The sequence below is a fragment of the Streptomyces sp. NPDC047002 genome, assembly GCF_040704505.1.
Classification (GTDB): domain Bacteria; phylum Actinomycetota; class Actinomycetes; order Streptomycetales; family Streptomycetaceae; genus Streptomyces.
On sequence record NZ_JBEYWC010000013.1, the window covers coordinates 145,900 to 165,718 of the forward strand.

The window sequence follows — 19,819 nt, forward strand, 5'->3', positions numbered from 1 at the left end:
GCACCATGAACAGCGCTCCGCATCTGTTGGGCGAGGACCGCGCGGACTTCGAGCGGACCCTTGACGAGGCGCTGCGCGCCGCGCGGGACCGGCCCGATCTCGCCGCTGTGGGACGGCACCTGACGGCGCGCCAGCTGCGCGGGATGGCGCTGGATGCCCAGTCGCTGATCGCGCAGGCCGCCGCGCCCGAGTACGAGCGCTACCGGGAGCTGCGCGCCGAGCGGCGCGCCCCGCGTGCGGCCTCCCCCGTCCCCGCGCCGCCGTCCTCCGCGCCGGTGCCGCGCCTGCCCGGCACGTCCGTGCTCGGCGATCCGGCGGCGACGGGCGCGGGCGTCGCCGCGATCGCCGCCGTGCTCGTCCCGGTGCTCGCCGCGATCGCCGCGGTCATCTTCCTGCTCGCCGGCTACCTGCTCAGGGCGGTCGGCGCCACCAGGCCCCTGGCCGACGCGCTGATCGCCTTCGGCTGGTTCTTCGCCTCCGTCATGGCGCTCGGCATGCTGGCGGCGGGCGTCGGCCTGCTGGTGACGGCGCTGCGCAACGGCTCGACGCAGATCCGCTCCACCGGCGCGGGCGCGCTCGACGAGGTGGCGCAGGCGCGGGAGGAGTGGCGCGAGGCCCTGCTGGAGCGCGGGATCGTGCCGTACCTCCGGCGGACGCTGCGGCAGGCCGAGGAGGCCGAGACCCGCGACGGCGGGCCGCAGTACGGCTCAGCGCAGGACCGCGCGGCCCGGGAGCGGCCGTCAGCGCCGACGCGGGACCACCAACTGCCGAAGATCGGCTACAGCAGGCCGGACTTCTCCAGCCCCGGCGACGGCACGGCCGGCGGCAGCCGCCCCCGGTACGCCAGCCCCGACTTCAGCAGCCCGGACTACGGAGGCCCCGAGCACCAGCCGGAGTAAGGGCCGAGGCGCGTGCCCCACGCGGACGCGCAGGGGTGCCCGCGGCTCAGCCCGGGCGAGCTGCGCCAGGAGGGTCAGCGCGTCGGCCGAGGGGCTTCCCGGCTCCGCGTGGAAGACCACGAGCAGCTGCCCTTCGGCCCCGGTCACGGCGAGCTTCTCGTAGCGCAGGTGCAGGTCGCCGACCTGCGGATGGTGCAGCAGGGCCGTGCCGCTGGTGCGCGGGCGCACGTCGTGCCGCGCCCACAGGGAGCGGACTTCCTCGCTGCGCATGACCACCCCCTTCACCCGCGAGGCGACCGCCGCGGACGTCCTCGCCGGGGTGGACCTGTCCGGCCGCCGTGCCGTCGTCACGGGCGGTGCCTCCGCCATGGGCGTGGAGACGGCCCGCGCCCTGGCGGCGGCCGGCGCCGAGGTGCCCCTCGCCGTCCGGGATCCAAAGGCGGGCCGGCGCACCGCCGCGGACATCGCGAGGACCACTGGCAGGGAAACCGCCCGGGTCGAGCCGCTTTCGCCACCAGCCACCTGGGGCACTTCCGCCTGGCCACCTGCACGGTGCGCTCGCCGCCGCGGGGGGGGGCGACGGCGGCGCCCGGATCGTCTCCGTCAGCTCGAGCGGGCACCTGCGCTCGCCCGTCGTCGACGACCTGCACTTCCGGCGCCGCCCTTACGACGCATGGGTGGCGTACGGGCAGTCGAAGACGGCGAACGTGCTGTTCGCGGTCGAGGCGTCCCGCCGCTGGGCGGCCGACGGCATCACGGCCAACTCTGCTGGCAGGATCCCCGCTCGTCGAGGGCGTCGGCGGCCGCTCCTTCGAGAACTGCCAGGAGGCCGCGGTGCACGACCCCGAGGCCGCACCCGCGTGGATGGACGCGCCCGGTGTCGCGGCGTACGCCGTCGACCCGACGGCGGCCGGGGAGCTGTGGGAGGAGTCGGAGAAGCTCATGGCGCAGTGAGCGGGGACATCCCCGCGCGGGAGCGGCGCGCTCCCCGGCCCGCGCGGGGCCGGGGAGCGCGCCGGGACAGGGCAGGTCAGTCGGCCAGCGGCAGGTAGACCCGGTTGCCGGCGGCCGCGAACTCGCGGGACTTCTCCGCCATGCCCTCCTCGATCTCCGACGCCCCCAGCTCGCCGCCGTGTTGGCGCCTGATGTCCTGGGAGATCTTCATCGAGCAGAACTTCGGCCCGCACATCGAGCAGAAGTGGGCCGTCTTCGCCGGTTCGGCGGGCAGCGTCTCGTCATGGAACGCGCGTGCCGTGTCCGGGTCCATCGCCAGGTTGAACTGGTCCTCCCAGCGGAACTCGAACCGCGCGTCCGACAGTGCGTCGTCCCACTCCTGCGCCCCCGGATGGCCCTTGGCCAGGTCGGCCGCGTGGGCCGCGATCTTGTACGTGATGACGCCGGTCTTCACGTCGTCGCGGTCCGGCAGGCCCAGGTGCTCCTTCGGCGTGACGTAGCAGAGCATCGCCGTGCCCCACCACGCGATCATCGCGGCGCCGATGCCCGAGGTGATGTGGTCGTACGCGGGGGCGACGTCCGTGGTCAGCGGGCCGAGCGTGTAGAACGGCGCCTCCTCGCAGACCTCCTGCTGGAGGTCGATGTTCTCCTTGATCTTGTGCATGGGCACATGGCCCGGGCCCTCGATCATCGTCTGCACGCCGTGCCGCTTGGCGATGGTGTTGAGCTCGCCGAGGGTGCGCAACTCGGCGAACTGCGCCTCGTCGTTGGCGTCCGCGATGGAGCCGGGCCGCAGCCCGTCGCCCAGCGAGTACGTCACGTCGTACGCGGCGAGGATCTCGCACAGCTCCTCGAAGTGCTCGTACAGGAACGACTCCCGGTGGTGCGCCAGGCACCAGGCCGCCATGATCGAGCCGCCGCGCGAGACGATGCCCGTCTTGCGGCGGGCGGTCAGCGGCACGTACCGCAGCAGCACACCGGCGTGGACGGTCATGTAGTCGACGCCCTGCTCGGCCTGTTCGACGACGGTGTCCCGGTAGATCTCCCAGCTCAGCTCCTCCGCCCTGCCGTCGACCTTCTCCAGCGCCTGGTAGAGCGGCACGGTGCCGATCGGTACGGGGGAGTTGCGCAGCACCCACTCGCGGGTGGTGTGAATGTTGCGGCCGGTCGAGAGGTCCATGACCGTGTCGGCGCCCCACCGGGTCGCCCAGGTCATCTTGTCCACCTCCTCCTCGATGGAGGAGGTGACGGCCGAGTTGCCGATGTTCGCGTTGACCTTCACCAGGAACTTCTTACCGATGATCATCGGCTCGGTCTCCGGGTGGTTGACGTTGGCCGGCAGCACCGCCCGGCCCGCCGCGATCTCCTCGCGGACCGTCTCGGGTGAGACGTTCTCCCGGAGGGCCACGTACTCCATCTCCGGGGTGATGTCGCCGCGCCGCGCGTACGCGAGCTGCGTGATCGCGTGTCCCGGCCTGCCGCGCCGCGGCTGCCGCGGGCGGCCGGGGAAGACCGCGTCGAGGTTGCGCAGCCCGCCGCGCGGCGCGGTGTGCTTGAGGCCGTCGTCCTCGGGGCGCACGGGCCGCCCCGCGTACTCCTCGGTGTCGCCGCGCGCGATGATCCAGTTCTCCCTGAGCGGCGCGAGACCGCGCCGCACGTCCGTCTCGATCCCGGAATCGGTGTACGGACCCGACGTGTCGTACAGCGTCACGTCCTGCCCGTTGGTGAGGTGCACCCGCCGCACCGGCACCCGGAGGTCGGGGCGCGAGCCCTGGAGGTACCCCTTGTGCCAGCCGATGGCAGACGTGTCTGTTTCCTGAACGGTCATGAGACCAAACTCCCTACGCCGGCATTACCCGGTAACAGGTTCAGCGGTCGGCGCAGCGCAGGGGTGCGGGGGTTCTCCCCACGTCACCGCACGTCAGCGCCCTCTCAGCCCGGTGCTCCGAGCTCCCGCGTGTGCAAATGCGCGACCACGCTAACGCCTCGTCCCGCGCGAAGACCAGAGGGCCTCGGCCCGCTGTTGGCATGATCTGCCCTGTGACCCGACCTCAGCAGCCGCCCGAGCACCCGTCCGCGCGGCCCGGCGGCGAAGGCCCCGGGCCCGGCGGCGGACACACCCACCACCACGGCCCGGCCGCGCCGGTCTCCCGGCATCTGCGCACGGTGATCGCCGCGGTGCTGATCCCGTTCGCCGCGGCGGTCGTGGTGGGGCTCGCCGTCCTGTGGCCGGGCGGCGCGCCCGCCCACCACAGGTCAGGGGTGGGCTTCGACCAGCAGACCCAGCAGGGCCTGGTGACCCGGATCGCGGCGATGGACTGCGCGGACGTGCACGCCGCGCAGCTCCCCTCGTCGGGCGACCGCTCGTCCGCCGGTGCGGGAGCGGGGAGTTCGGCGCCGTCGGCGCCCTCCGGGCAGTCGGCCGGCGGCGGCTGCAAGAAGGCGACCGTGGTGGTGGAGACCGGCAAGGACAAGGGCCGGCAGTTCGACGAGGTGGTCCAGCCGGACGCGCCCCGGCAGTTTCACGTGAAACAACGGGTGGTGCTGGCGTACGCGCCCAAGGCCCCGCACGACCTCCAGTACTCCGTCACGGACGTGGACCGCACGTTCCCGCTCTACCTGCTCGCCGGGATCTTCGCGCTGGCGGTGGTCGTCGTGGGCCGGATGCGGGGCGTCACGGCGCTGGTGGCGCTCGCGGTGTCCTTCGGCGTGTTGACGCTGTTCGTCCTGCCTGCCGTACTCCAGGGGGCGAACCCGCTGCTGGTGGCGGTGATCGGGGCCGGAGCGATCATGCTGATCGCGCTCTACCTGTGCCACGGGCTGACCGCAAGGACCTCCGTCGCGGTGCTGGGCACGCTGGTCTCGCTCCTGGTCACGGGCGCGCTGGGGCTGGTGTTCATCCGCTGGACGAGCCTGACGGGGAACACCGACGAGAGCACCGGGCTGATCCACGGCCTGTATCCGGGGATCGACATGAGCGGCCTGCTGCTGGCGGGCGTGATCATCGGATCGCTCGGGGTTCTGGACGATGTGACGGTCACCCAGACGTCCGCCGTGTGGGAACTCCACCAGGCCGACCCGTCGATGGGGGCGCGCGCCCTGTACCGGGCGGGCATCCGGATCGGCCGGGACCATATCGCGTCCGTGGTGAACACCCTGGTCCTGGCGTACGCGGGCGCCGCGCTGCCGCTCCTGCTGCTGTTCTCGATCGCGGACTCGGGGATGGGAACGGTGGCCAACAGCGAGTTGGTCGCGGAGGAGATCGTCAGGACGCTGGTGGGCTCCATCGGCCTGGTGGCGTCCGTGCCGGTGACCACGGTGCTGGCCGCGCTGGTGGTCGCCGCCGACCGCTCGGACCCTTCCCTGCCCGCGGCAGGTCCGGGCGGCGTGCCCCGGCAGAGCGGCGCCCTCCCGGCGCCCCAGCGTCCCGCGGGCCACCGCCGCAAGCACTGACCGGCGCACCACCGGCCGGCACGGAGGGGTGCGCAGGCCGGGCGCCCGGGCGTGTGGTCCGGCGCCGACCGCGTCCCGGACGGCGCCTCAGCCCGCGTTCTCCTCGGCCAGGATCCGCCCGAGCTCCTTCTCCAGCGCCCCCTCGGCTGCCTGCTCCTGACCGAGCGGTACGAGTCTGTCCGTGCGGTCCAGGAAGGCGACGAGGGGCGCGGCGCTCACTCGGAACAGCGCGTGGTCCTCGCCGACCTGGAGCCGGATGTGAACGTCGGAGAGATCCTCGGGCGAGATCGGGGCGATGTGCACGTCCCCGTCCCCGCTCGGGACGTTGATTCCGTCGAGCAGCAGCTCACGGCCGAAGGTCCAGGTGACGGGCGCGTCCCCGGGCAGGTGGAACGTCATGCGCACCGCGTAGGGATCCTCGGTTTCGTAATGGAGCTCCACCGGAATCCGGAAGGCAAGCTCCTCGGAGACGAGGAAGCTCATCTGGACCTCGGCCTGTACCGATTCGCGCATCATGCACCACTCCGGAGTAGATACGGCTAGGAATGATCCCCTTGCCCCCCTTGACGCAATCGTCCTCGAAGCGCTAACAGATTACAAGGAGTAATTTTTCAAATACTGATAGAGAAGGTTCCCGAGGTCAGCAGCGTGCTGATCTCTCTGCGTAACCGCTCGACGGTCGGCAGCAGCCGTTCTTCCTTGTCGTGAGGCACAGAAATGGCCATGGCGGCGGGGGTGGCGCCGACCGTTATCGGCAGCGCGGCGCAGACCGTGCCGAGGACGTACTCCTGACGCTCGATCACCGGCCGCAGCGGATCGCGGGCGGTGCGGTCGAGCGCCGCGAGGCGGGTGAGCAGGGCCCCCTCGCTGCGCACGGAGTGCGCGGTGAGTGCGAAGACGGGGTGGCGGTCCAGGTGGTCGCGGCGCGCGGCGGCGTCGAGCTGGCTCAGCAGGCACTGCCCGATCGCGTGCGCGTGGCCGGTGGTCCGGAAGTCGACCCATTCCTCGACGGCCGGCGTCTGCGGGCTGTCGGCGACCGAGACGAGTTCGATCTCGCCGTCGCGGTAGACCGCGAAGTAGACCGGGGCGCCCAGGCGGTCGCAGAGCGACCGGAGCGTCTCGACGATCTTGCTGCGACGATTCTGCAATGCCTCGTCCCTGGCCAGGAGAGGCACGGAGGCCCCCAGCCGGAACACGCCGTTCTCCCGGTGGAGGTATCCCTCATGGGCGAGGGTGCGCAGCAGGTGGTACGTGGTGGCGAGGGGGAGCCCGGCCTCGCGGGCGAGCTGTTTGGCCGAGGCGCCGCCACGGTGGGAGCCCACCGCCTCCAGCAGGCGCAGGGCTCGCTGCACGGAGCCGATCAGCGTCGGCGCCCCGGCGCGCGCGGCAGCCGGGGCGTTCACGACGGGAAATCGTGTTGTGGCCATGGGTCGTCCCCCCAGGGGTGCTGACGGGCAGCAGCCCGCCCGCGGGGGCCGCCCCCGCGCACCCGCCGCGGCCCCGCGGGAAACCAACAGGGGTACGGCAGAGACCAGTCACTCTAAAGGCACACCAGGGCCAAGGATGGTTTCCCGTACGGCTTTCCCCCGCGCGGGCTAACCGGCCATCCTGGCCGCTCGGCGGCCCCGCGGCTACCAGTCTCCCCGCGAGGACGATGACATGAACTTGCGTACGAGGAAGATGAGTCCGCCGACCAGGGCCACCAGGATCAGCGCCTTGAACAGCAGTCCGATCACGAAGCCCACGACGGTGGTGATCAGCCCGCCGAACACGACGAGGACGATCAAGGGTATGGCGACCCACTTCACCCACCAGGGCAGTCCCGCGAAAATCCCCTGCCTTGCCATCGCCTCTACCTCACTCCTCCGGACCTCTCCGGTTCCGCTCCCGGCGCCTCGGACATCCGCCGCCGCGTCCGGTTGACGCTTTCGATGCTAGAAGGCCGCGGGGCGCAACGGGGGCCTCTCGTCCCCCGCTCTCCCCTGATCCGACCCTGAGTCCCGGCTCGGGGTGATCCTCAGCTCTCCGGCGGAGAGAAGACCACCATGACCCGCAGGTCCTCCGTGATGTGGTGGAACTTGTGCGGGGTCCCGGCCGGCACGAAGACGACACTGCCCCTGGCGACCCGGGTCGTCTCCGTCCCCACCGTGATCGACGCGCGGCCGCTCACGACGAGGTACACCTCGTCCTGCCGGTGCGGCTGCTGCCGGTCCTGCTCGCCCGCGTCGAGCGCATAGAGACCCAGGGACATGGTCCGCGCACGCAGGAACTGGAGGTACGCGCCGTCGTTCGCGGCGCGCTCCGCCTCCAGCTCGTCAAGTCGGAATGCCTTCATGCCACGATCAGACCATGAAGATTTCAGCAGTCAAGAAGATCGCCGACTGTGAGGCGAAGCCGTGACCGGCCACGATGCGGCCGCCGCGGACGGCGGGCGCCCGAAGGCCGCGGCGCCGTCCGCGGGGGAGGGGACGCGGGCCGTGCGGGCCGGCCTTCCGGAGCCGCTGAAGTACGAGCCGACCCTGCCGGGCCCGGTCTTCGCCGCCCACTACCACCTGCCGGGCGACCCGACGGGGCCGTACACGTACGGCCGCGACGAGAACCCGACATGGACGCACCTGGAGCGGGCCATCGGCGAGCTGGAGTCCCCCGGGGACCCGGCGCAGACCGTGGTCTTCGCCTCGGGCATGGCCGCGATCTCCGCCGTCGCCCTCTCGCAGCTGCGCGCGGGCGACGCCGTCGTCTTCCCCGACGACGGTTACCAGGCGCTGCCGCTGCTGCACGAACAGCTCACCGCGTACGGCGTGGAGGTGCGGACAGCGCCGACCGGCGGCGACGCCCAGCGCAAGGTCCTCGCGGGCGCGAAGCTCCTGTGGATCGAGACCCCGTCGAACCCGGGGCTCGACGTCTGCGACATCCGCGCTCTGGTGCGGGAGGCGCACAGCGGCGGGGCGCTCGTCGCCGTCGACAACACCCTCGCCACCCCACTCGGCCAGCGCCCGCTCGACCTGGGCGCGGACTTCTCCGTCGCCAGCGACACCAAGGGCATGACCGGCCACGGCGATGTGCTCCTCGGCCATGTCTCCACCGCGGACCCGGCGCTCGCCGCCGCCGTGCGCCGCTGGCGGAAGGTCGTCGGGGCCATCCCGGGCCCGATGGAGGCGTGGCTGGCCCACCGCTCCCTCGCCACGCTCCAGCTGCGGCACGACCGGCAGTGCGCCACCGCCCTCACGCTCGCCCACGCGCTGCGCGAGCGCCCCGAGGTCGGCGGCGTGCGCTACCCGGGCCTGCCGGACGACCCCTCGCACGCCGTCGCGTCGCGCCAGATGCGCAGGTACGGGTCGGTGGTGTCCTTCACGCTGCCCGACCGCGAGCACGCGGAGCGCTTCCTCGACGGCCTGCGGCTGGTGGACGACGCGACCAGCTTCGGCGGGGTGCGGTCCACGGCGGAGCGGCGCGGGCGCTGGGGCGGCGACGCGGTCCCCGAGGGGTTCGTGCGGTTCTCGGTGGGCGCGGAGGACCCGGAGGACCTGGTGGCCGACGTGCTGCGCTCGCTGGACGCACTCGGTTTCACGGGAAACGACGCCACGGGCTGAGCCCGGCGCCCGGGCCGCGGGCGCGGTCGGCGCCCATGGCTCCCGTGGGCGGCCCGCTGACAGGCGGTCCGAGCCTCCCCCCTCGTGGCTCGGACCGCCCCCGGGTTCCGGAAGCGGCGGGGCCCCGGAACCTTCGGACAAGGCTAGTTGACCGTGAGTCAGTGTCCAGTCACAGAACGGACACCGTCCTGTCGGGCCGCCGCGCGGCCTGGGCCTGTGACCGCCGGGGCGGCACGCGTTTCGCCGGCCGCCTCACGGGCCAGCCTCTTGCCATGACCGAACGGCCCGTGGTCAAGCGCACCGCACGCGCCATCCTGCTCGACGGCGACGACCTCGTGCTCATCAAACGCACCAGGCCGGGGGTCGACCCGTACTGGGTCACGCCCGGCGGGGGTGTGGAGGAGACGGACGCGTCAGTGGTCGACGCACTGCACCGCGAGGTCGACGAGGAGCTGGGTGCGAAGATCACGGACGTGGTGCCGTGCTTCGTGGACACCGTGGAGCACATCGCCGAGGGCGCGTCGGACGTCTCCGGCGTCAAGGTTCAGCACTTCTTCGTCTGCCGCCTCGCCTCCATGGACCTGTCGCTGCGGCACGGCCCCGAGGTGGAGGCCCCGCGCGGTGAGTACGAGGTCGTCAGGATCCCGTTCAGCCGGGTCGGCATCGCCGCGGTCCATCTCGTGCCGCTGTCGCTGCGGCACTACCTCGACGGCAACATCGAGGGCGTGCGGGCCCTGCACTCGCCCGACCTGGGCTGACCGCGCCCGCAGGTCAGACGCCGACAAGCGCGTACGCCTCCCGCAGGTCGCCGCCGCCATAGGCGTGCGTGGCGAGGGCCGCGACATGGTGGTCGCCGTTGACGGCGACGGCGCTGCCCACCGCCTGGAACAGCTCGGTGTCCGACAGCGAGTCCCCGTACGCCACGCAGTGGTCGAGGGCGACCCCCAGCTCGGCGCAGAGCCGCTCCGCCGTGTGCACCTTGGCGGCGGGGCTGAGGATGCCGGAGCGCTCGACGGGCGCGGCGAACGGCACGGGTGGCCAGACCGAGGCGTGCGCAGCGTGCGCTCCCCAGTCCAGCAGCCGCCGCACGAAGAAGTCGGGGCCGAGCGAGATCACCGCGCAGTAGTCTCCCCGCGCGCGGATGTCGGCCCAGACCTCGCGGATCCCCGCCAGCCACGGGGCCTGCGCGAAGGCAGCCGCCACATGGTCCTCCGTCAGCTCAGCCCACAGCTCCCTGGCCCGTACGGCGAACTCTCCCGGCGGCAGCCCGAGCGTGACGAACTCCCGCTCCAGCTCCGCGATCTCCGCGGTCACCCCGAGCTGCCGGGATATCTCCACGGCCGCCGCGGATCCCCTGATCAGCGTGCCGTCGACATCGAAGAGGTGCAGTCTGCGCGCGGTCGCCATACGGGGACAGTAGTACGCACGGGTCCCGGCGCGTCCTGTGTCGTGTTTCACGTGAAACGACTCCCAGGATTTGTCGCCACTTTGCCTAAAGCGGTGGACGAACGATCACTGGCTCCGTCAGCCTGGGCCCATGCCGACACCGCTCGCCGAGCCTTCGATCCGGCCTCTGACCTTGCGCGATCTGGCCTCCTGCGTCGCGATCACGGCAGACCGGGGGTGGCCGCCCGACGAGCACAAGTGGCGGCTTCTGCTCACCGCGGGGAACGGATACGGCATCGACGACCCGAGCGGTACGGGACTGGCCGGCGTGGTCGTCCTCACCCGGTACGGCACCCCCGGGGCGGGGCACCCCGGCGAGCTCTGCGCCGTCGGCATGCTGCTGGTCGCCGCCCGGCACGAGCGCCAGGGCCTCGGCGGGCTGCTCATGCGGCACATACTCCGCGAGGTGGACGGCGCGCCGCTGGCCCTCTACGCCACCCGCTTCGGCCAGCCCCTCTACGAACGCCTGGGGTTCACCACGGTCGCCCAGAACCTGACCGTGACGGGACGGCTGCACGCGCCCGGGCCCCCGTCCGGGCCCGCCGGGGGCATCACCGTACGGACGGCCACCGCCGACGACCTGCCCGCCCTGATCCGGCTGGACGAGTCGGCCTTCGGGGTCGACCGCACGCTGATGATCACCCGGCTCCCGGCCTTCGCCGAGCAGCTGCGGATCGCCCTCGACGGCTCCGAGGTGATCGGCTACGGGGCCGCCTGGGCCGCCGCCTCCGCCGATGTGATCGGCCCCCTGGTCGCCCGCGACACCGACACGGCGAAGGCCCTCATCGCCTCGCTCGGCGCCGCCACGCGGCGGCCGCTGCGTACGGACATCGACGCGCGCCACGAGGACCTTCTCCGCTGGTTGAAGGAGCAGGGCCTCGACACGGTCCTCGGCAGCCCCGTGATGGTCCTCAACACCGCCGGGCTGCCCGGGGACCCGGGCCGCCGCTTCGCCCCGCTGTCGATGGCCACCTGCTGAAACGGGCCGCCCCCGCGTCCGGCCGGAGGCGCCTTCCGCCGCGGCGGGGTGCGCTCCGCCGGCCGCGGCCCCCGGAACGCACCGCCTAGGGTGGCGCCATGACCGACGACGACCTGACGATACGGCCCGCCACCGAGGGCGACCTCTCCGCGATCGTGGCGATGCTCGCCGACGACGAGCTCGGCGCCCGGCGCGAGGACACGGAGAACCTCGCCCCCTACAGGGCCGCCTTCGCGCGCCTTGCCGGCGACCCCCACCAGCACCTGATGGTGGCCGTACGCGGAGGCCGCGTCGTCGGCACGCTCCAGCTCTCCATCCTGCCGGGACTCTCCCGGCAGGGCGCGACCCGCTCGATCATCGAGGGCGTGCGGGTGCACGCAGACGAGCGCGGCAGCGGCCTCGGGACCCGCTTCATCACCTGGGCCGTCGACGAGTCCCGGCGCCAGGGCTGCCAGTTGGTCCAGCTGACGTCGGACGCGAGCCGCAAGGACGCCCACCGCTTCTACGAACGGCTGGGCTTCACCGCCTCGCACGTCGGGTTCAAGCTGGCGCTCTGAGGGTCAGCGCCAGCCCTCGGGGTCCACTCCGCCGGGGACCGCGTCGGCCGGCTCGTACGGCCCGCGGGTGAGCGCGAAGGTGCCCAGGTCGAGATGGCTGACCGAGCCGTCGGGGCGCCGCACCACCCGCAGCGTCTCCCCCGCGTAGTAGCCGTCGAGCCCCCGCCAGCTCTCCGTCCCGTCCACGGCGTGCGTCCCGTCCGCGCCGTCCGGGACGGGAACGAAGCGCGACCCCCGCCCGGCGCCCTTGAGCGGGTACAGCTCCACTCCGCCGTCCTTCACCAGCTTCAGCCCAAACGCGTTGGTCCCCCAGTACCAGGGGCCGGTGAGCTCCAGCAGCCCCCTGTCGAAGCGCTCCATGGGCCGCCAGGGCTCCGGCAGCCTGGGTTCGGCGTCCGCCACCGCCGTCACCAGGTCCGCGGCGATCGCAACCGTCGCGGGGCCTGAGGTGGCGTTCGCCAGGGCGACCGCGACGAGCCCCTCCTCCTCGTGCGTCCACAGGCAGGCGACGAAGCCGGGGAGCGAGCCCGAGTGGCCCACCAGGGTGCGCCGGCCGTGCCGGGCGAGCTGTGTCCCCAGCCCGTAGCCGCCCGCCCAGTCGCCCGGCTCGGGCGGTGCGGACGGCGTCCGCATCTCCCGTACGGAATCCGCGCTCAGCACACGGTCGTCGCCGTGCAGGAGGAACGCGCCGAACCGGCAGAGGTCCGCCGCCGTCGACCAGAGCTGACCTGCGGGGGCCATCGCCCCGAGGTCGTGGAGCGGCTCGGGCAGCACCGCGTCGGCCCAGGGGTGGACCGCCCAGCCGCCGGCGTACGGGGCGACCGGGTCGTAGCCGGTGCGGTCGAGGGAGAGCGGCGCGAGGACCTCGCGGTGCAGCACCTCGCGCCAGGGCGCGCCGCGCAACCGCTCCACGACGGCACCGAGGAGCGCGAAGCCGGGGTTGGAGTAGTGGTGCCGCCGCCCCGCGGGGTGCAGGGCCGCCCCGTCGCCGAGCAGGTCGGAGAGGCCGGGGCGCAGCGTGCCCGGCGTACGTTCCCACCAGTCGCCGGGCGGCTCAGCCCGCAGTCCGGCGCTGTGGGCGAGCAGCTGAGCGAGCGTCATCTCCCCCACGGACGTACCGGGCAGGTGTTTCTCCAGCGGGTCGGCGAGGTCGACCAGCCCCTCGTCCCGCAGCCGCAGCACGAGGACCGCGGTGAACGTCTTGGTGATCGAGCCGATCCGGTACTGGGTGTGGGCGTCGGGCGCGCTCCCCTCCACGGTCCCGCGCGCCCCCGACCAGAGCAGACGGCCGTCCCGCGCCACCGCGCCGACGAGCGAGGGGGCCCGGCCCTGGGACTGGCCGACGGCGACACGGTGCAGCAGCGAGCGGCGGGTGGAGGGGAGCAGACCGTCCGCGGGGGCACCGGTCTCAGCAGGTGGCGTCATGCCCCACATCTACCCCGCCGCCCGCGGCCGGGCCAGGGCATTTCCCCGCGCGGCCGGCTCATCCCGGCCCCGCCGCGAGCCCCGTACACCCGGCCCCGTACAGAACCTGGGGTGCGCCGGACTCCACGAAGCGCTCCCTGACGCACAGCCCGACCGTGTCGAGCAGCCGACGGGAGCGGACGTTCGCCTCCTGGGTGACGGCGATCAGCGAGGCGTCGGGCGCGGGCGCCGCGTCCAGCACCCAGCCGACGACGGCGCCCACGGCCTCCTTCCCGTACCCGCGCCCCCAGCACTCGGTCAGGAAGGAGTACGACATCTCCCAGCGGCCGCCGTGCCGACCTGCCCTCTCCAGGGCCACGGTCCCGATGACGGAGCCGTCCCGCCCCCGCGTGACGCTGAACACCCGTGGCCGGCCGGCGAACCGCTGCTGCCGCAGCCGCAGCCGCCCCTCGTCCACCGGCCCGCCGAGGAAGCGCCTGACCTCCGGGTCGGTCCACAGCCGCGTATACACGTCGACGTCGTCCGTCCGCGCCTGACGCAGCACCAGCCGGGGCGTCTCCAGCACACCTTCCGGCGGCAGACCCGATCCACCGGAGAACCGCCCAGAAAAGGAGGAACCATCCATGCCCCGCACTATGTCGGACACGCCCCCCGCCCACCCCGAAACCCACCGGACCGACACCCGGTCGAGGACCTCGCCGTCAGGTCTGGGCCATGTCCACGAAGCGGGAGTAGTGGCCCTGGAAGGCGACGGTGATGGTGGCGGTGGGGCCGTTGCGGTGCTTGGCGACGATCAGGTCGGCCTCGCCGGCGCGCGGCGACTCCTTCTCGTAGGCGTCCTCGCGGTGCAGGAGGATCACCATGTCCGCGTCCTGCTCGATAGAACCGGACTCACGCAGGTCGGAGACCATGGGTTTCTTGTCGGTGCGCTGCTCGGGGCCTCGGTTCAGCTGCGAGAGCGCGATGACCGGGATCTCCAGCTCCTTCGCGAGGAGCTTGAGGTTACGGCTCATGTCGGAGACCTCCTGCTGGCGGCTCTCGACCCGCTTCGAGCCGCCGGACTGCATCAGCTGGAGGTAGTCGATGACGACTAGGCGCAGGTCGTTGCGCTGCTTCAGGCGGCGGCACTTGGCGCGGATCTCCATCATCGACAGGTTCGGCGAGTCGTCGATGTACAGCGGCGCCTGCGTCACGTCGGGCATTCGGCGGGCCAGCCTGGTCCAGTCCTCGTCGGTCATGGTGCCCGAGCGCATGTGGTGCAGGGCGACGCGCGCCTCGGCCGACAGCAGGCGCATCGCGATCTCGTTGCGCCCCATCTCCAGCGAGAAGATGACGCTGGGCAGGTTGTTCTTGATGGACGCGGCCCGTGCGAAGTCCAGGGCCAGCGTCGACTTGCCCATCGCGGGACGTGCGGCGATGACGATCATCTGACCGGGGTGCAGGCCGTTGGTGAGCGAGTCGAAGTCGGTGAACCCGGTGGGCACACCCGTCATCTCGCCGCTGCGCGAGCCGATCGCCTCGATCTCGTCGAGCGCACCCTCCATGATGTCGCCGAGCGGCAGGTAGTCCTCGCTGGTCCGCTGCTCGGTGACGGCGTAGATCTCGGCCTGCGCGGAGTTCACGATCTCGTCGACGTCGCCGTCCGCCGCGTACCCCATCTGCGTGATCTTGGTGCCGGCCTCCACCAGGCGCCGCAGCACCGCCCGTTCGTGGACGATCTCCGCGTAGTACGAGGCGTTCGCCGCGGTCGGCACGGACTGCACCAGCGTGTGCAGATACGAGGCCCCGCCGACGCGGGTGATCTCGCCGCGCTTGACCAACTCGGCCGCGACCGTGATCGGGTCCGCGGGCTCGCCCTTCGCGTACAGGTCGAGGATGGCCGTGTAGACCGTCTCGTGCGCGGGCCGGTAGAAGTCGTTCCCCTTGAGGATCTCCACGACGTCGGCGATCGCGTCCTTCGACAGCAGCATGCCGCCGAGCACGGACTGCTCCGCGTCGAGGTCCTGCGGCGGCACCCGCTCGAACCCGGGGCCGCTGTCCCAGCCCCGGTCGTCCCCCCTGTCGTGCCGCTCGCCGCGGTCGTCACCCCGGCGCTGCCGCGACATCGGGGGCCGCTCGTCGGGCCCGGCGTCGGTCCAGGGGTTGTCCAATGGCTCGGGAATGCTCACCGGCCACCTCCTCACATCCGCTCCGCGGACCTCGCCGTGCCACTCTTTCTACGGCACGACACTGACAAAACGAGAGGGCAGGCTCCGGTCTCGGCGCGTCGGACGCCGGTCCACGGTAGGCCCGTCGGCACCGTCAGCCAATCTGGTTATCCACAGGCCATGTGGATGACCGATCCAATGCTGTGGAGAACCGCGCGGTTCCTGTGCACGAAGCGGGGGACAGCTCTGTGGACAAGAACGGGCTTCCTGGAACACACCTCATCTGAGCTGCACTTTTGCCATCCACCGGCTGTGGGGGAGAAAAACTTCTCCAGACGGACCAAGATCGGCGCCCGGACGGCCGCCAGGGGCGCGGGCGCCGAACCGACGTAAGAGCTGCAACGGCATTGCACCTCTTACCTGTGGAAGACTAGATTGGCCGCATGACACAGGCACCCGCCACGCCCGGGACACCCCTGCGCCCCGACCGCCGGCGCCACGACCGGGAGATCGTCGCCCTCGCCGTCCCGGCCTTCGGCGCACTCGTCGCCGAGCCCCTCTTCGTGATGGTGGACAGCGCGATCGTGGGCCACCTGGGCACCCGGGAGCTGGCGGGTCTCGGCATCGCAGCGGCCCTTCTGACCACTGCGGTGAGCATCTTCGTCTTCCTCGCCTACGCCACCACGGCGGCTGTCGCGCGGCGGGTCGGCGCCGGGGACCTGAAGGCAGCCATCCAGCAGGGCATGGACGGCATCTGGCTCGCGATCCTGCTCGGCGCTGCCGTGATCGCCTTCGCCCTGCCCGCCGCCCCCTGGCTGGTCACCGTCTTCGGTGCCTCCGACACCGCGGCCCCCTACGCCACCACCTATCTCCGCATCTCCAGCCTCGGCATCCCCGCGATGCTGATGGTGCTCGCCGCGACCGGCGTCCTGCGCGGCCTCCAGGACACCAGGACCCCGCTCTATGTCGCCGTCGGCGGTTTCGCCGCCAACGCCGGGCTCAACGCCTCCCTGGTCTACGGCGCGGGCCTCGGCATAGCCGGCTCCGCCTGGGGCACGGTGATCGCCCAGTGGGCCATGGCCGCCGTCTATGTCGTGGTCGTCGTGCGCGGCGCCCGCAGGCACGGCGCCTCCCTCAGGCCCGACGCGGCGGGCGTGCGCGCCAGCGCCCGCGCCGGCCTCCCCCTGCTGGTCCGCACCCTCTCGCTCCGGGCGGTCCTCCTCATCGCCACCGCGGTGGCGGCCCGCCTCAGCGACGTGGACATCGCCGCGCACCAGGTGGTGCTCTCCCTGTGGAGCCTCACGTCCTTCGCACTGGACGCCATCGCCATCGCGGGTCAGGCCATCATCGGCCGCTACCTCGGGGCGGACGACACCGCGGGCGCCCGGCAGGTGTGCCGCAGGATGATCCTCTGGGGGTTGCTCGCGGGCGTGGCGATCGGCGCCCTCATCGTGGTGGCCCGCCCCCTCTTCATCCCGCTGTTCACCGGCGATCCGACCGTGCGCGACGCGATGCTGCCCGCCCTCCTGGTGGTCGCCCTGGTCCAGCCCGTGGCCGGGATCGTGTTCATCCAGGACGGGGTGCTGATGGGCGCAGGGGACGGCGTGTACCTGGCAGGGGCCATGGTGGTGACCCTGGCGGTCTTCGCGCCCGTGGCACTGGCGGTCCCCTCTCTCGGGGGAGGGCTCACCGGCCTGTGGTGGGCGATGGGCCTGATGATGCTGGTGCGCCTGCTGACGCTCTCCCTGCGGATGCGCTCGGGACGCTGGCTGGTCACCGGCGCCACCCGCTGAGCGGATCCCGGTACCGCGCCCGGCCCCGAGCCCGCCGTTTCACGTGAAACATCGCCTCATGCGCACAGCGGGAGGCGGGCCCCGCAGCAGGAAGCCGCCTCCGCAGCGCGCAGGCGCCCCGCAGCGGACAGGTGAAAGGGCCGCGCCCCCGAGGGGGCGCGGCCCTTTCCCGTACGACACCAGCCAGGGCGCCGGGGTGTCACCGCCGGATCAGGCGGAGACGACCTCGACACCGAGCTTCGCGGCGACCTCGGGGTGCAGCCGGACCGAGACCTGGTGCGAGCCCAGGCTCTTGATCGGCGCGCCGAGCTCGATGCGGCGCTTGTCGACCTCGGGACCGCCGGCCGACTTGATCGCCGAGGCGAGGTCGGCAGGGGTCACGGAGCCGAAGAGGCGGCCGGCGTCGCCGGAGCGGACGGCCAGACGCACCTTCACGCCTTCGAGGCGGGCCTTGATCTCGTTGGCCTGCTCGATCGTGGCGATCTCGTGGATCTTGCGGGCGCGGCGGATCTGCGCCACGTCCTTCTCGCCGCCCTTGGTCCAGCGGATCGCGAACCCGCGGGGGACGAGGTAGTTGCGGGCGTAGCCGTCCTTGACATCGACGACGTCGCCCGCGGCACCGAGGCCACTGACCTCGTGGGTGAGGATGATCTTCATGATGCGGTCACCCTTCCCTTATCGCGCGGTGGACGTGTAGGGCAGCAGCGCCATCTCACGGCTGTTCTTGACGGCCGTGGCGACATCGCGCTGGTGCTGGGTGCAGTTGCCGGTGACCCGGCGGGCACGGATCTTGCCGCGGTCGGAGATGAACTTCCGCAGCATGTTCGTGTCCTTGTAGTCCACGTACTGGGTCTTGTCCTTGCAGAATGCGCAGACCTTCTTCTTAGGCTTGCGCACAGGCGGCTTCGCCATGGTGTTTCTCCTGTGTGATCAAGAAGTGTGAGTGCGAGCCCACTCCTTGGAGGCCCCTCAGCGGGGGAGCCTCCTAGAAGGGGGGCTCGTCCGAGTAGCCGCCGCCGGAGCCACCGGAGCTGCCGCCCCAGCCGCCGCCTCCGCCGCCCTGCTGCTGACCGCCGCCGGCCGGGGCGCTGGTCGCCCAGGGGTCGTCGGCCTGAGCACCGCCGCCGGAACCGCCGGAGCCACCGCCCCAGCCGCCGCCACCGCCGCCCTGCTGGCCGCCGCCACCGCCGTAACCGCCCTGGCCGCCGCGGCCCGTGGTCTTGGTGACCTTGGCCGTGGCGTTCTTCAGGCTGGGGCCGACTTCCTCGACATCCAGCTCGAAGACGGTGCGCTTGACTCCCTCGCGGTCCTCGTACGACCGCTGCTTGAGGCGGCCCTGCACGACGACGCGCATGCCGCGCTGGAGCGACTCGGCGACGTTCTCCGCGGCCTGCCGCCACACCGAGCAGGTCAGGAACAGGCTCTCGCCGTCCTTCCACTCATTGGTCTGGCGGTCGAACATGCGGGGAGTCGACGCGACGCGGAACTTCGCGACCGCGGCACCCGACGGCGTGAAACGCAGCTCGGGGTCGTCGACAAGGTTGCCGACTACCGTGATGACGGTCTCGCCTGCCATGGATGAACCTCTCGGCGCGGGTTTGCTTGGCTCTGCTGCTGCTACTCGTGTACTGCTCGCTCCCGCGGACCTGCCTGGCCCGGCCGGATGCCGGGATCAGCGGGCCCGTCCTGCTGAGCCGTGGCTCAGTGGGTCTCGGGGCGGAGGACCTTGGTCCGGAGGACCGACTCGTTGAGCTTCATCTGCCGGTCGAGCTCCTTGACGACCGCAGGCTCGGCCTGCAGGTCGATGACCGAGTAGATGCCCTCGGGCTTCTTGTTGATCTCGTAGGAGAGACGACGACGGCCCCAGGTGTCGACCTTCTCGACCTTTCCGTTGGCCTCACGGACAACGGAAAGGAAGCTCTCGATCAGCGGGGAGACAGCTCGCTCCTCGAGATCGGGGTCGAGGATGACCATCACCTCGTAGTGACGCATGTGGAACCCACCTCCTTTGGACTCGGCGGCCACGGTCGTTCCGTGGCAGGAGGGTCGTGATGCGTGCGCAACGGTATCGGCCGCCGCTGACAATCGGCCGGGGACCGGCTCGGGCAGACCTGGGCAGACACCGCCGCAGACCGTACAGGCTACCCGGAGAGGGGCGTCCGGTTGAAATCCGCTCGTTCCCGGGCACACTCTGAGTACATCGGGTCCGCGCGGCGCGACGGTGCGCCGCAGGTGAGCCAGGAGGTCCCTCATGGCACAGGTCACGCATCCGAAGGCGTCCGGCGGCTCTCTCTTCGCCAGCGACGGACGGCCCCACCCGCTCCAGGACGGCCTGATGGCCGCGACCCTGATCCTGGGCCTCGTCGCCTTCGTCACCTGCTGGTTCCACAGCCTCAGCCTGCTGACCTCGTGGGTCGGCCTGGTCGGCATCCTCGTCGGCGCGTACGCGCAGTACGTCTCCGTGACCACGCGCGAGCGCTTCCTCACCATCCTCGGCCTCGGCGCCGCAGCGATCGGCTTCTTTCTCGGCATGGCCCACGGCGGACTCTTCGTGCTCTGAGAGGCCTCGGCGG

At 72.1% G+C, this 19,819-nt stretch carries 21 protein-coding genes, 2 pseudogenes and 1 riboswitch; of the genes and pseudogenes, 9 read left to right on the plus strand and 14 right to left on the minus strand.

Translation table 11 applies throughout. From position 1 onward, the window contains the following. Positions 1–5 precede the first annotated feature (5 nt). The gene (locus AB0910_RS15245) at positions 6–899 is read left to right on the plus strand and encodes a hypothetical protein (protein WP_366745057.1); all 894 of its coding nucleotides are present in this window, start codon (positions 6–8) and stop codon (positions 897–899) included. A gap of 126 nt (positions 900–1,025) precedes the next feature. On the opposite strand, the pseudogene AB0910_RS15250 reads toward AB0910_RS15245, so the two are convergent. Continuing rightward, positions 1,026–1,268: pseudogene (locus AB0910_RS15250) on the minus strand (hypothetical protein); the annotation flags it as partial. On the opposite strand from AB0910_RS15250, the pseudogene AB0910_RS15255 reads away from it, so the two are divergent. Further along, positions 1,168–1,853 (plus strand): annotated as a pseudogene (locus tag AB0910_RS15255) (oxidoreductase). The pseudogenes AB0910_RS15250 and AB0910_RS15255 overlap by 101 nt on opposite strands. Positions 1,854–1,929: 76 nt before the next feature. On the opposite strand, the gene thiC reads toward AB0910_RS15255, so the two are convergent. Beyond that, positions 1,930–3,681, minus strand: a complete 1,752-nt coding sequence (gene thiC / locus AB0910_RS15260) for a phosphomethylpyrimidine synthase ThiC (RefSeq protein ID WP_366745058.1) — start codon at positions 3,679–3,681, stop codon at positions 1,930–1,932. Then, a riboswitch (TPP riboswitch) is annotated at positions 3,675–3,820 on the minus strand. It overlaps the preceding gene by 7 nt. A 73-nt stretch (positions 3,821–3,893) precedes the next feature. On the opposite strand from thiC, the gene AB0910_RS15265 reads away from it, so the two are divergent. After that, positions 3,894–5,306, plus strand: coding sequence for a YibE/F family protein (locus AB0910_RS15265; protein WP_366745059.1), 1,413 nt, complete (start codon positions 3,894–3,896; stop codon positions 5,304–5,306). 87 nt (positions 5,307–5,393) lie between these two features. On the opposite strand, the gene AB0910_RS15270 is transcribed toward AB0910_RS15265, so the two are convergent. The 4 genes from AB0910_RS15270 to AB0910_RS15285 form a co-directional block, all read right to left on the minus strand. After that, complete coding sequence (locus AB0910_RS15270) at positions 5,394–5,819, minus strand: SsgA family sporulation/cell division regulator (RefSeq protein WP_345644591.1); 426 nt, start codon at positions 5,817–5,819, stop codon at positions 5,394–5,396. 98 nt (positions 5,820–5,917) lie between these two features. Next, positions 5,918–6,709: a helix-turn-helix domain-containing protein gene (locus AB0910_RS15275; protein WP_366745060.1), complete on the minus strand. Its 792-nt coding sequence runs from the start codon at positions 6,707–6,709 to the stop codon at positions 5,918–5,920. 228 nt (positions 6,710–6,937) lie between these two features. Continuing rightward, positions 6,938–7,153: a DUF5326 family protein gene (locus AB0910_RS15280; RefSeq protein ID WP_366745061.1), complete on the minus strand. Its 216-nt coding sequence runs from the start codon at positions 7,151–7,153 to the stop codon at positions 6,938–6,940. Positions 7,154–7,323: 170 nt separating this feature from the next. After that, positions 7,324–7,641 carry a cupin domain-containing protein gene (locus AB0910_RS15285; RefSeq protein ID WP_366745062.1) on the minus strand — a complete coding sequence of 106 codons (318 nt, stop codon included), beginning with the start codon at positions 7,639–7,641 and terminating at the stop codon, positions 7,324–7,326. Between the two features lie 61 nt (positions 7,642–7,702). Between AB0910_RS15285 and AB0910_RS15290 the strand changes: the two genes are divergently transcribed. Both AB0910_RS15290 and AB0910_RS15295 read left to right on the plus strand, forming a co-directional pair. Continuing rightward, on the plus strand, positions 7,703–8,899 hold the full coding sequence (locus AB0910_RS15290; protein ID WP_366745063.1) for a cystathionine gamma-lyase: 1,197 nt from the start codon (positions 7,703–7,705) through the stop codon (positions 8,897–8,899). 272 nt (positions 8,900–9,171) lie between these two features. Next, positions 9,172–9,657, plus strand: coding sequence for an NUDIX hydrolase (locus AB0910_RS15295; RefSeq protein WP_366745064.1), 486 nt, complete (start codon positions 9,172–9,174; stop codon positions 9,655–9,657). Positions 9,658–9,670: 13 nt separating this feature from the next. Here AB0910_RS15295 and AB0910_RS15300 read toward each other — a convergent pair whose 3' ends face one another. Continuing rightward, complete coding sequence (locus AB0910_RS15300; protein ID WP_366745065.1) at positions 9,671–10,306, minus strand: HAD-IB family phosphatase; 636 nt, start codon at positions 10,304–10,306, stop codon at positions 9,671–9,673. 130 nt (positions 10,307–10,436) lie between these two features. Here AB0910_RS15300 and AB0910_RS15305 point away from each other — a divergent pair, with 130 nt between their 5' ends. Further along, a complete protein-coding gene (locus AB0910_RS15305) occupies positions 10,437–11,324 on the plus strand; it encodes a GNAT family N-acetyltransferase (protein WP_366745066.1) in 888 nt (295 codons plus the stop codon). A 98-nt stretch (positions 11,325–11,422) separates the two neighbouring features. Next, complete coding sequence (locus AB0910_RS15310; RefSeq protein ID WP_366745067.1) at positions 11,423–11,881, plus strand: GNAT family N-acetyltransferase; 459 nt, start codon at positions 11,423–11,425, stop codon at positions 11,879–11,881. A 3-nt stretch (positions 11,882–11,884) separates the two neighbouring features. On the opposite strand, the gene AB0910_RS15315 is transcribed toward AB0910_RS15310, so the two are convergent. From AB0910_RS15315 to dnaB, 3 genes are all read right to left on the minus strand, one after another. Beyond that, complete coding sequence (locus AB0910_RS15315; protein ID WP_366745068.1) at positions 11,885–13,306, minus strand: serine hydrolase domain-containing protein; 1,422 nt, start codon at positions 13,304–13,306, stop codon at positions 11,885–11,887. A gap of 58 nt (positions 13,307–13,364) precedes the next feature. Continuing rightward, positions 13,365–13,931, minus strand: a complete 567-nt coding sequence (locus AB0910_RS15320; RefSeq protein ID WP_366745069.1) for a GNAT family N-acetyltransferase — start codon at positions 13,929–13,931, stop codon at positions 13,365–13,367. Between the two features lie 76 nt (positions 13,932–14,007). Next, a complete protein-coding gene (gene dnaB, locus AB0910_RS15325; protein ID WP_366745091.1) occupies positions 14,008–15,456 on the minus strand; it encodes a replicative DNA helicase in 1,449 nt (482 codons plus the stop codon). 440 nt (positions 15,457–15,896) lie between these two features. Between dnaB and AB0910_RS15330 the strand changes: the two genes are divergently transcribed. Next, on the plus strand, positions 15,897–17,246 hold the full coding sequence (locus AB0910_RS15330) for an MATE family efflux transporter (RefSeq protein WP_366745070.1): 1,350 nt from the start codon (positions 15,897–15,899) through the stop codon (positions 17,244–17,246). Between the two features lie 210 nt (positions 17,247–17,456). Here the strand turns inward: AB0910_RS15330 and rplI are convergent, their stop codons facing one another. From rplI to rpsF, 4 genes are all read right to left on the minus strand, one after another. Beyond that, on the minus strand, positions 17,457–17,903 hold the full coding sequence (gene rplI / locus AB0910_RS15335; RefSeq protein WP_366745071.1) for a 50S ribosomal protein L9: 447 nt from the start codon (positions 17,901–17,903) through the stop codon (positions 17,457–17,459). Positions 17,904–17,921: 18 nt separating this feature from the next. Next, positions 17,922–18,158 carry a 30S ribosomal protein S18 gene (rpsR, locus tag AB0910_RS15340; protein WP_003967857.1) on the minus strand — a complete coding sequence of 79 codons (237 nt, stop codon included), beginning with the start codon at positions 18,156–18,158 and terminating at the stop codon, positions 17,922–17,924. Positions 18,159–18,231: 73 nt separating this feature from the next. Next, entirely contained in the window at positions 18,232–18,822 is a 591-nt protein-coding gene (locus AB0910_RS15345; RefSeq protein ID WP_366745072.1) for a single-stranded DNA-binding protein, read from the minus strand. 125 nt (positions 18,823–18,947) lie between these two features. Continuing rightward, on the minus strand, positions 18,948–19,238 hold the full coding sequence (gene rpsF, locus AB0910_RS15350) for a 30S ribosomal protein S6 (RefSeq protein WP_345644442.1): 291 nt from the start codon (positions 19,236–19,238) through the stop codon (positions 18,948–18,950). A gap of 259 nt (positions 19,239–19,497) precedes the next feature. Between rpsF and AB0910_RS15355 the strand changes: the two genes are divergently transcribed. Further along, a complete protein-coding gene (locus tag AB0910_RS15355) occupies positions 19,498–19,806 on the plus strand; it encodes a hypothetical protein (protein WP_366745073.1) in 309 nt (102 codons plus the stop codon). Positions 19,807–19,819: the final 13 nt, after the last annotated feature.

Excerpts from the sequence above, each read along its gene's own strand:
- AB0910_RS15315 (WP_366745068.1), bottom strand. The coding sequence starts at position 13,306 with ATGACGCCACCTGCTGAGACCGGTGCCCCCGCGGACGGTCTGCTCCCC.
- rpsF (WP_345644442.1), bottom strand. The coding sequence starts at position 19,238 with ATGCGTCACTACGAGGTGATGGTCATCCTCGACCCCGATCTCGAGGAG.
- AB0910_RS15285 (WP_366745062.1), bottom strand. The coding sequence starts at position 7,641 with ATGAAGGCATTCCGACTTGACGAGCTGGAGGCGGAGCGCGCCGCGAAC.
- AB0910_RS15330 (WP_366745070.1), top strand. The coding sequence starts at position 15,897 with ATGACACAGGCACCCGCCACGCCCGGGACACCCCTGCGCCCCGACCGC.
- AB0910_RS15355 (WP_366745073.1), top strand. The coding sequence starts at position 19,498 with ATGGCACAGGTCACGCATCCGAAGGCGTCCGGCGGCTCTCTCTTCGCC.
- AB0910_RS15300 (WP_366745065.1), bottom strand. The coding sequence starts at position 10,306 with ATGGCGACCGCGCGCAGACTGCACCTCTTCGATGTCGACGGCACGCTG.
- rpsR (WP_003967857.1), bottom strand. The coding sequence starts at position 18,158 with ATGGCGAAGCCGCCTGTGCGCAAGCCTAAGAAGAAGGTCTGCGCATTC.
- AB0910_RS15310 (WP_366745067.1), top strand. The coding sequence starts at position 11,423 with ATGACCGACGACGACCTGACGATACGGCCCGCCACCGAGGGCGACCTC.
- AB0910_RS15245 (WP_366745057.1), top strand. The coding sequence starts at position 6 with ATGAACAGCGCTCCGCATCTGTTGGGCGAGGACCGCGCGGACTTCGAG.
- AB0910_RS15345 (WP_366745072.1), bottom strand. The coding sequence starts at position 18,822 with ATGGCAGGCGAGACCGTCATCACGGTAGTCGGCAACCTTGTCGACGAC.
- AB0910_RS15280 (WP_366745061.1), bottom strand. The coding sequence starts at position 7,153 with ATGGCAAGGCAGGGGATTTTCGCGGGACTGCCCTGGTGGGTGAAGTGG.
- AB0910_RS15295 (WP_366745064.1), top strand. The coding sequence starts at position 9,172 with ATGACCGAACGGCCCGTGGTCAAGCGCACCGCACGCGCCATCCTGCTC.
- thiC (WP_366745058.1), bottom strand. The coding sequence starts at position 3,681 with ATGACCGTTCAGGAAACAGACACGTCTGCCATCGGCTGGCACAAGGGG.
- rplI (WP_366745071.1), bottom strand. The coding sequence starts at position 17,903 with ATGAAGATCATCCTCACCCACGAGGTCAGTGGCCTCGGTGCCGCGGGC.
- AB0910_RS15320 (WP_366745069.1), bottom strand. The coding sequence starts at position 13,931 with ATGGATGGTTCCTCCTTTTCTGGGCGGTTCTCCGGTGGATCGGGTCTG.
- AB0910_RS15270 (WP_345644591.1), bottom strand. The coding sequence starts at position 5,819 with ATGCGCGAATCGGTACAGGCCGAGGTCCAGATGAGCTTCCTCGTCTCC.
- AB0910_RS15305 (WP_366745066.1), top strand. The coding sequence starts at position 10,437 with ATGCCGACACCGCTCGCCGAGCCTTCGATCCGGCCTCTGACCTTGCGC.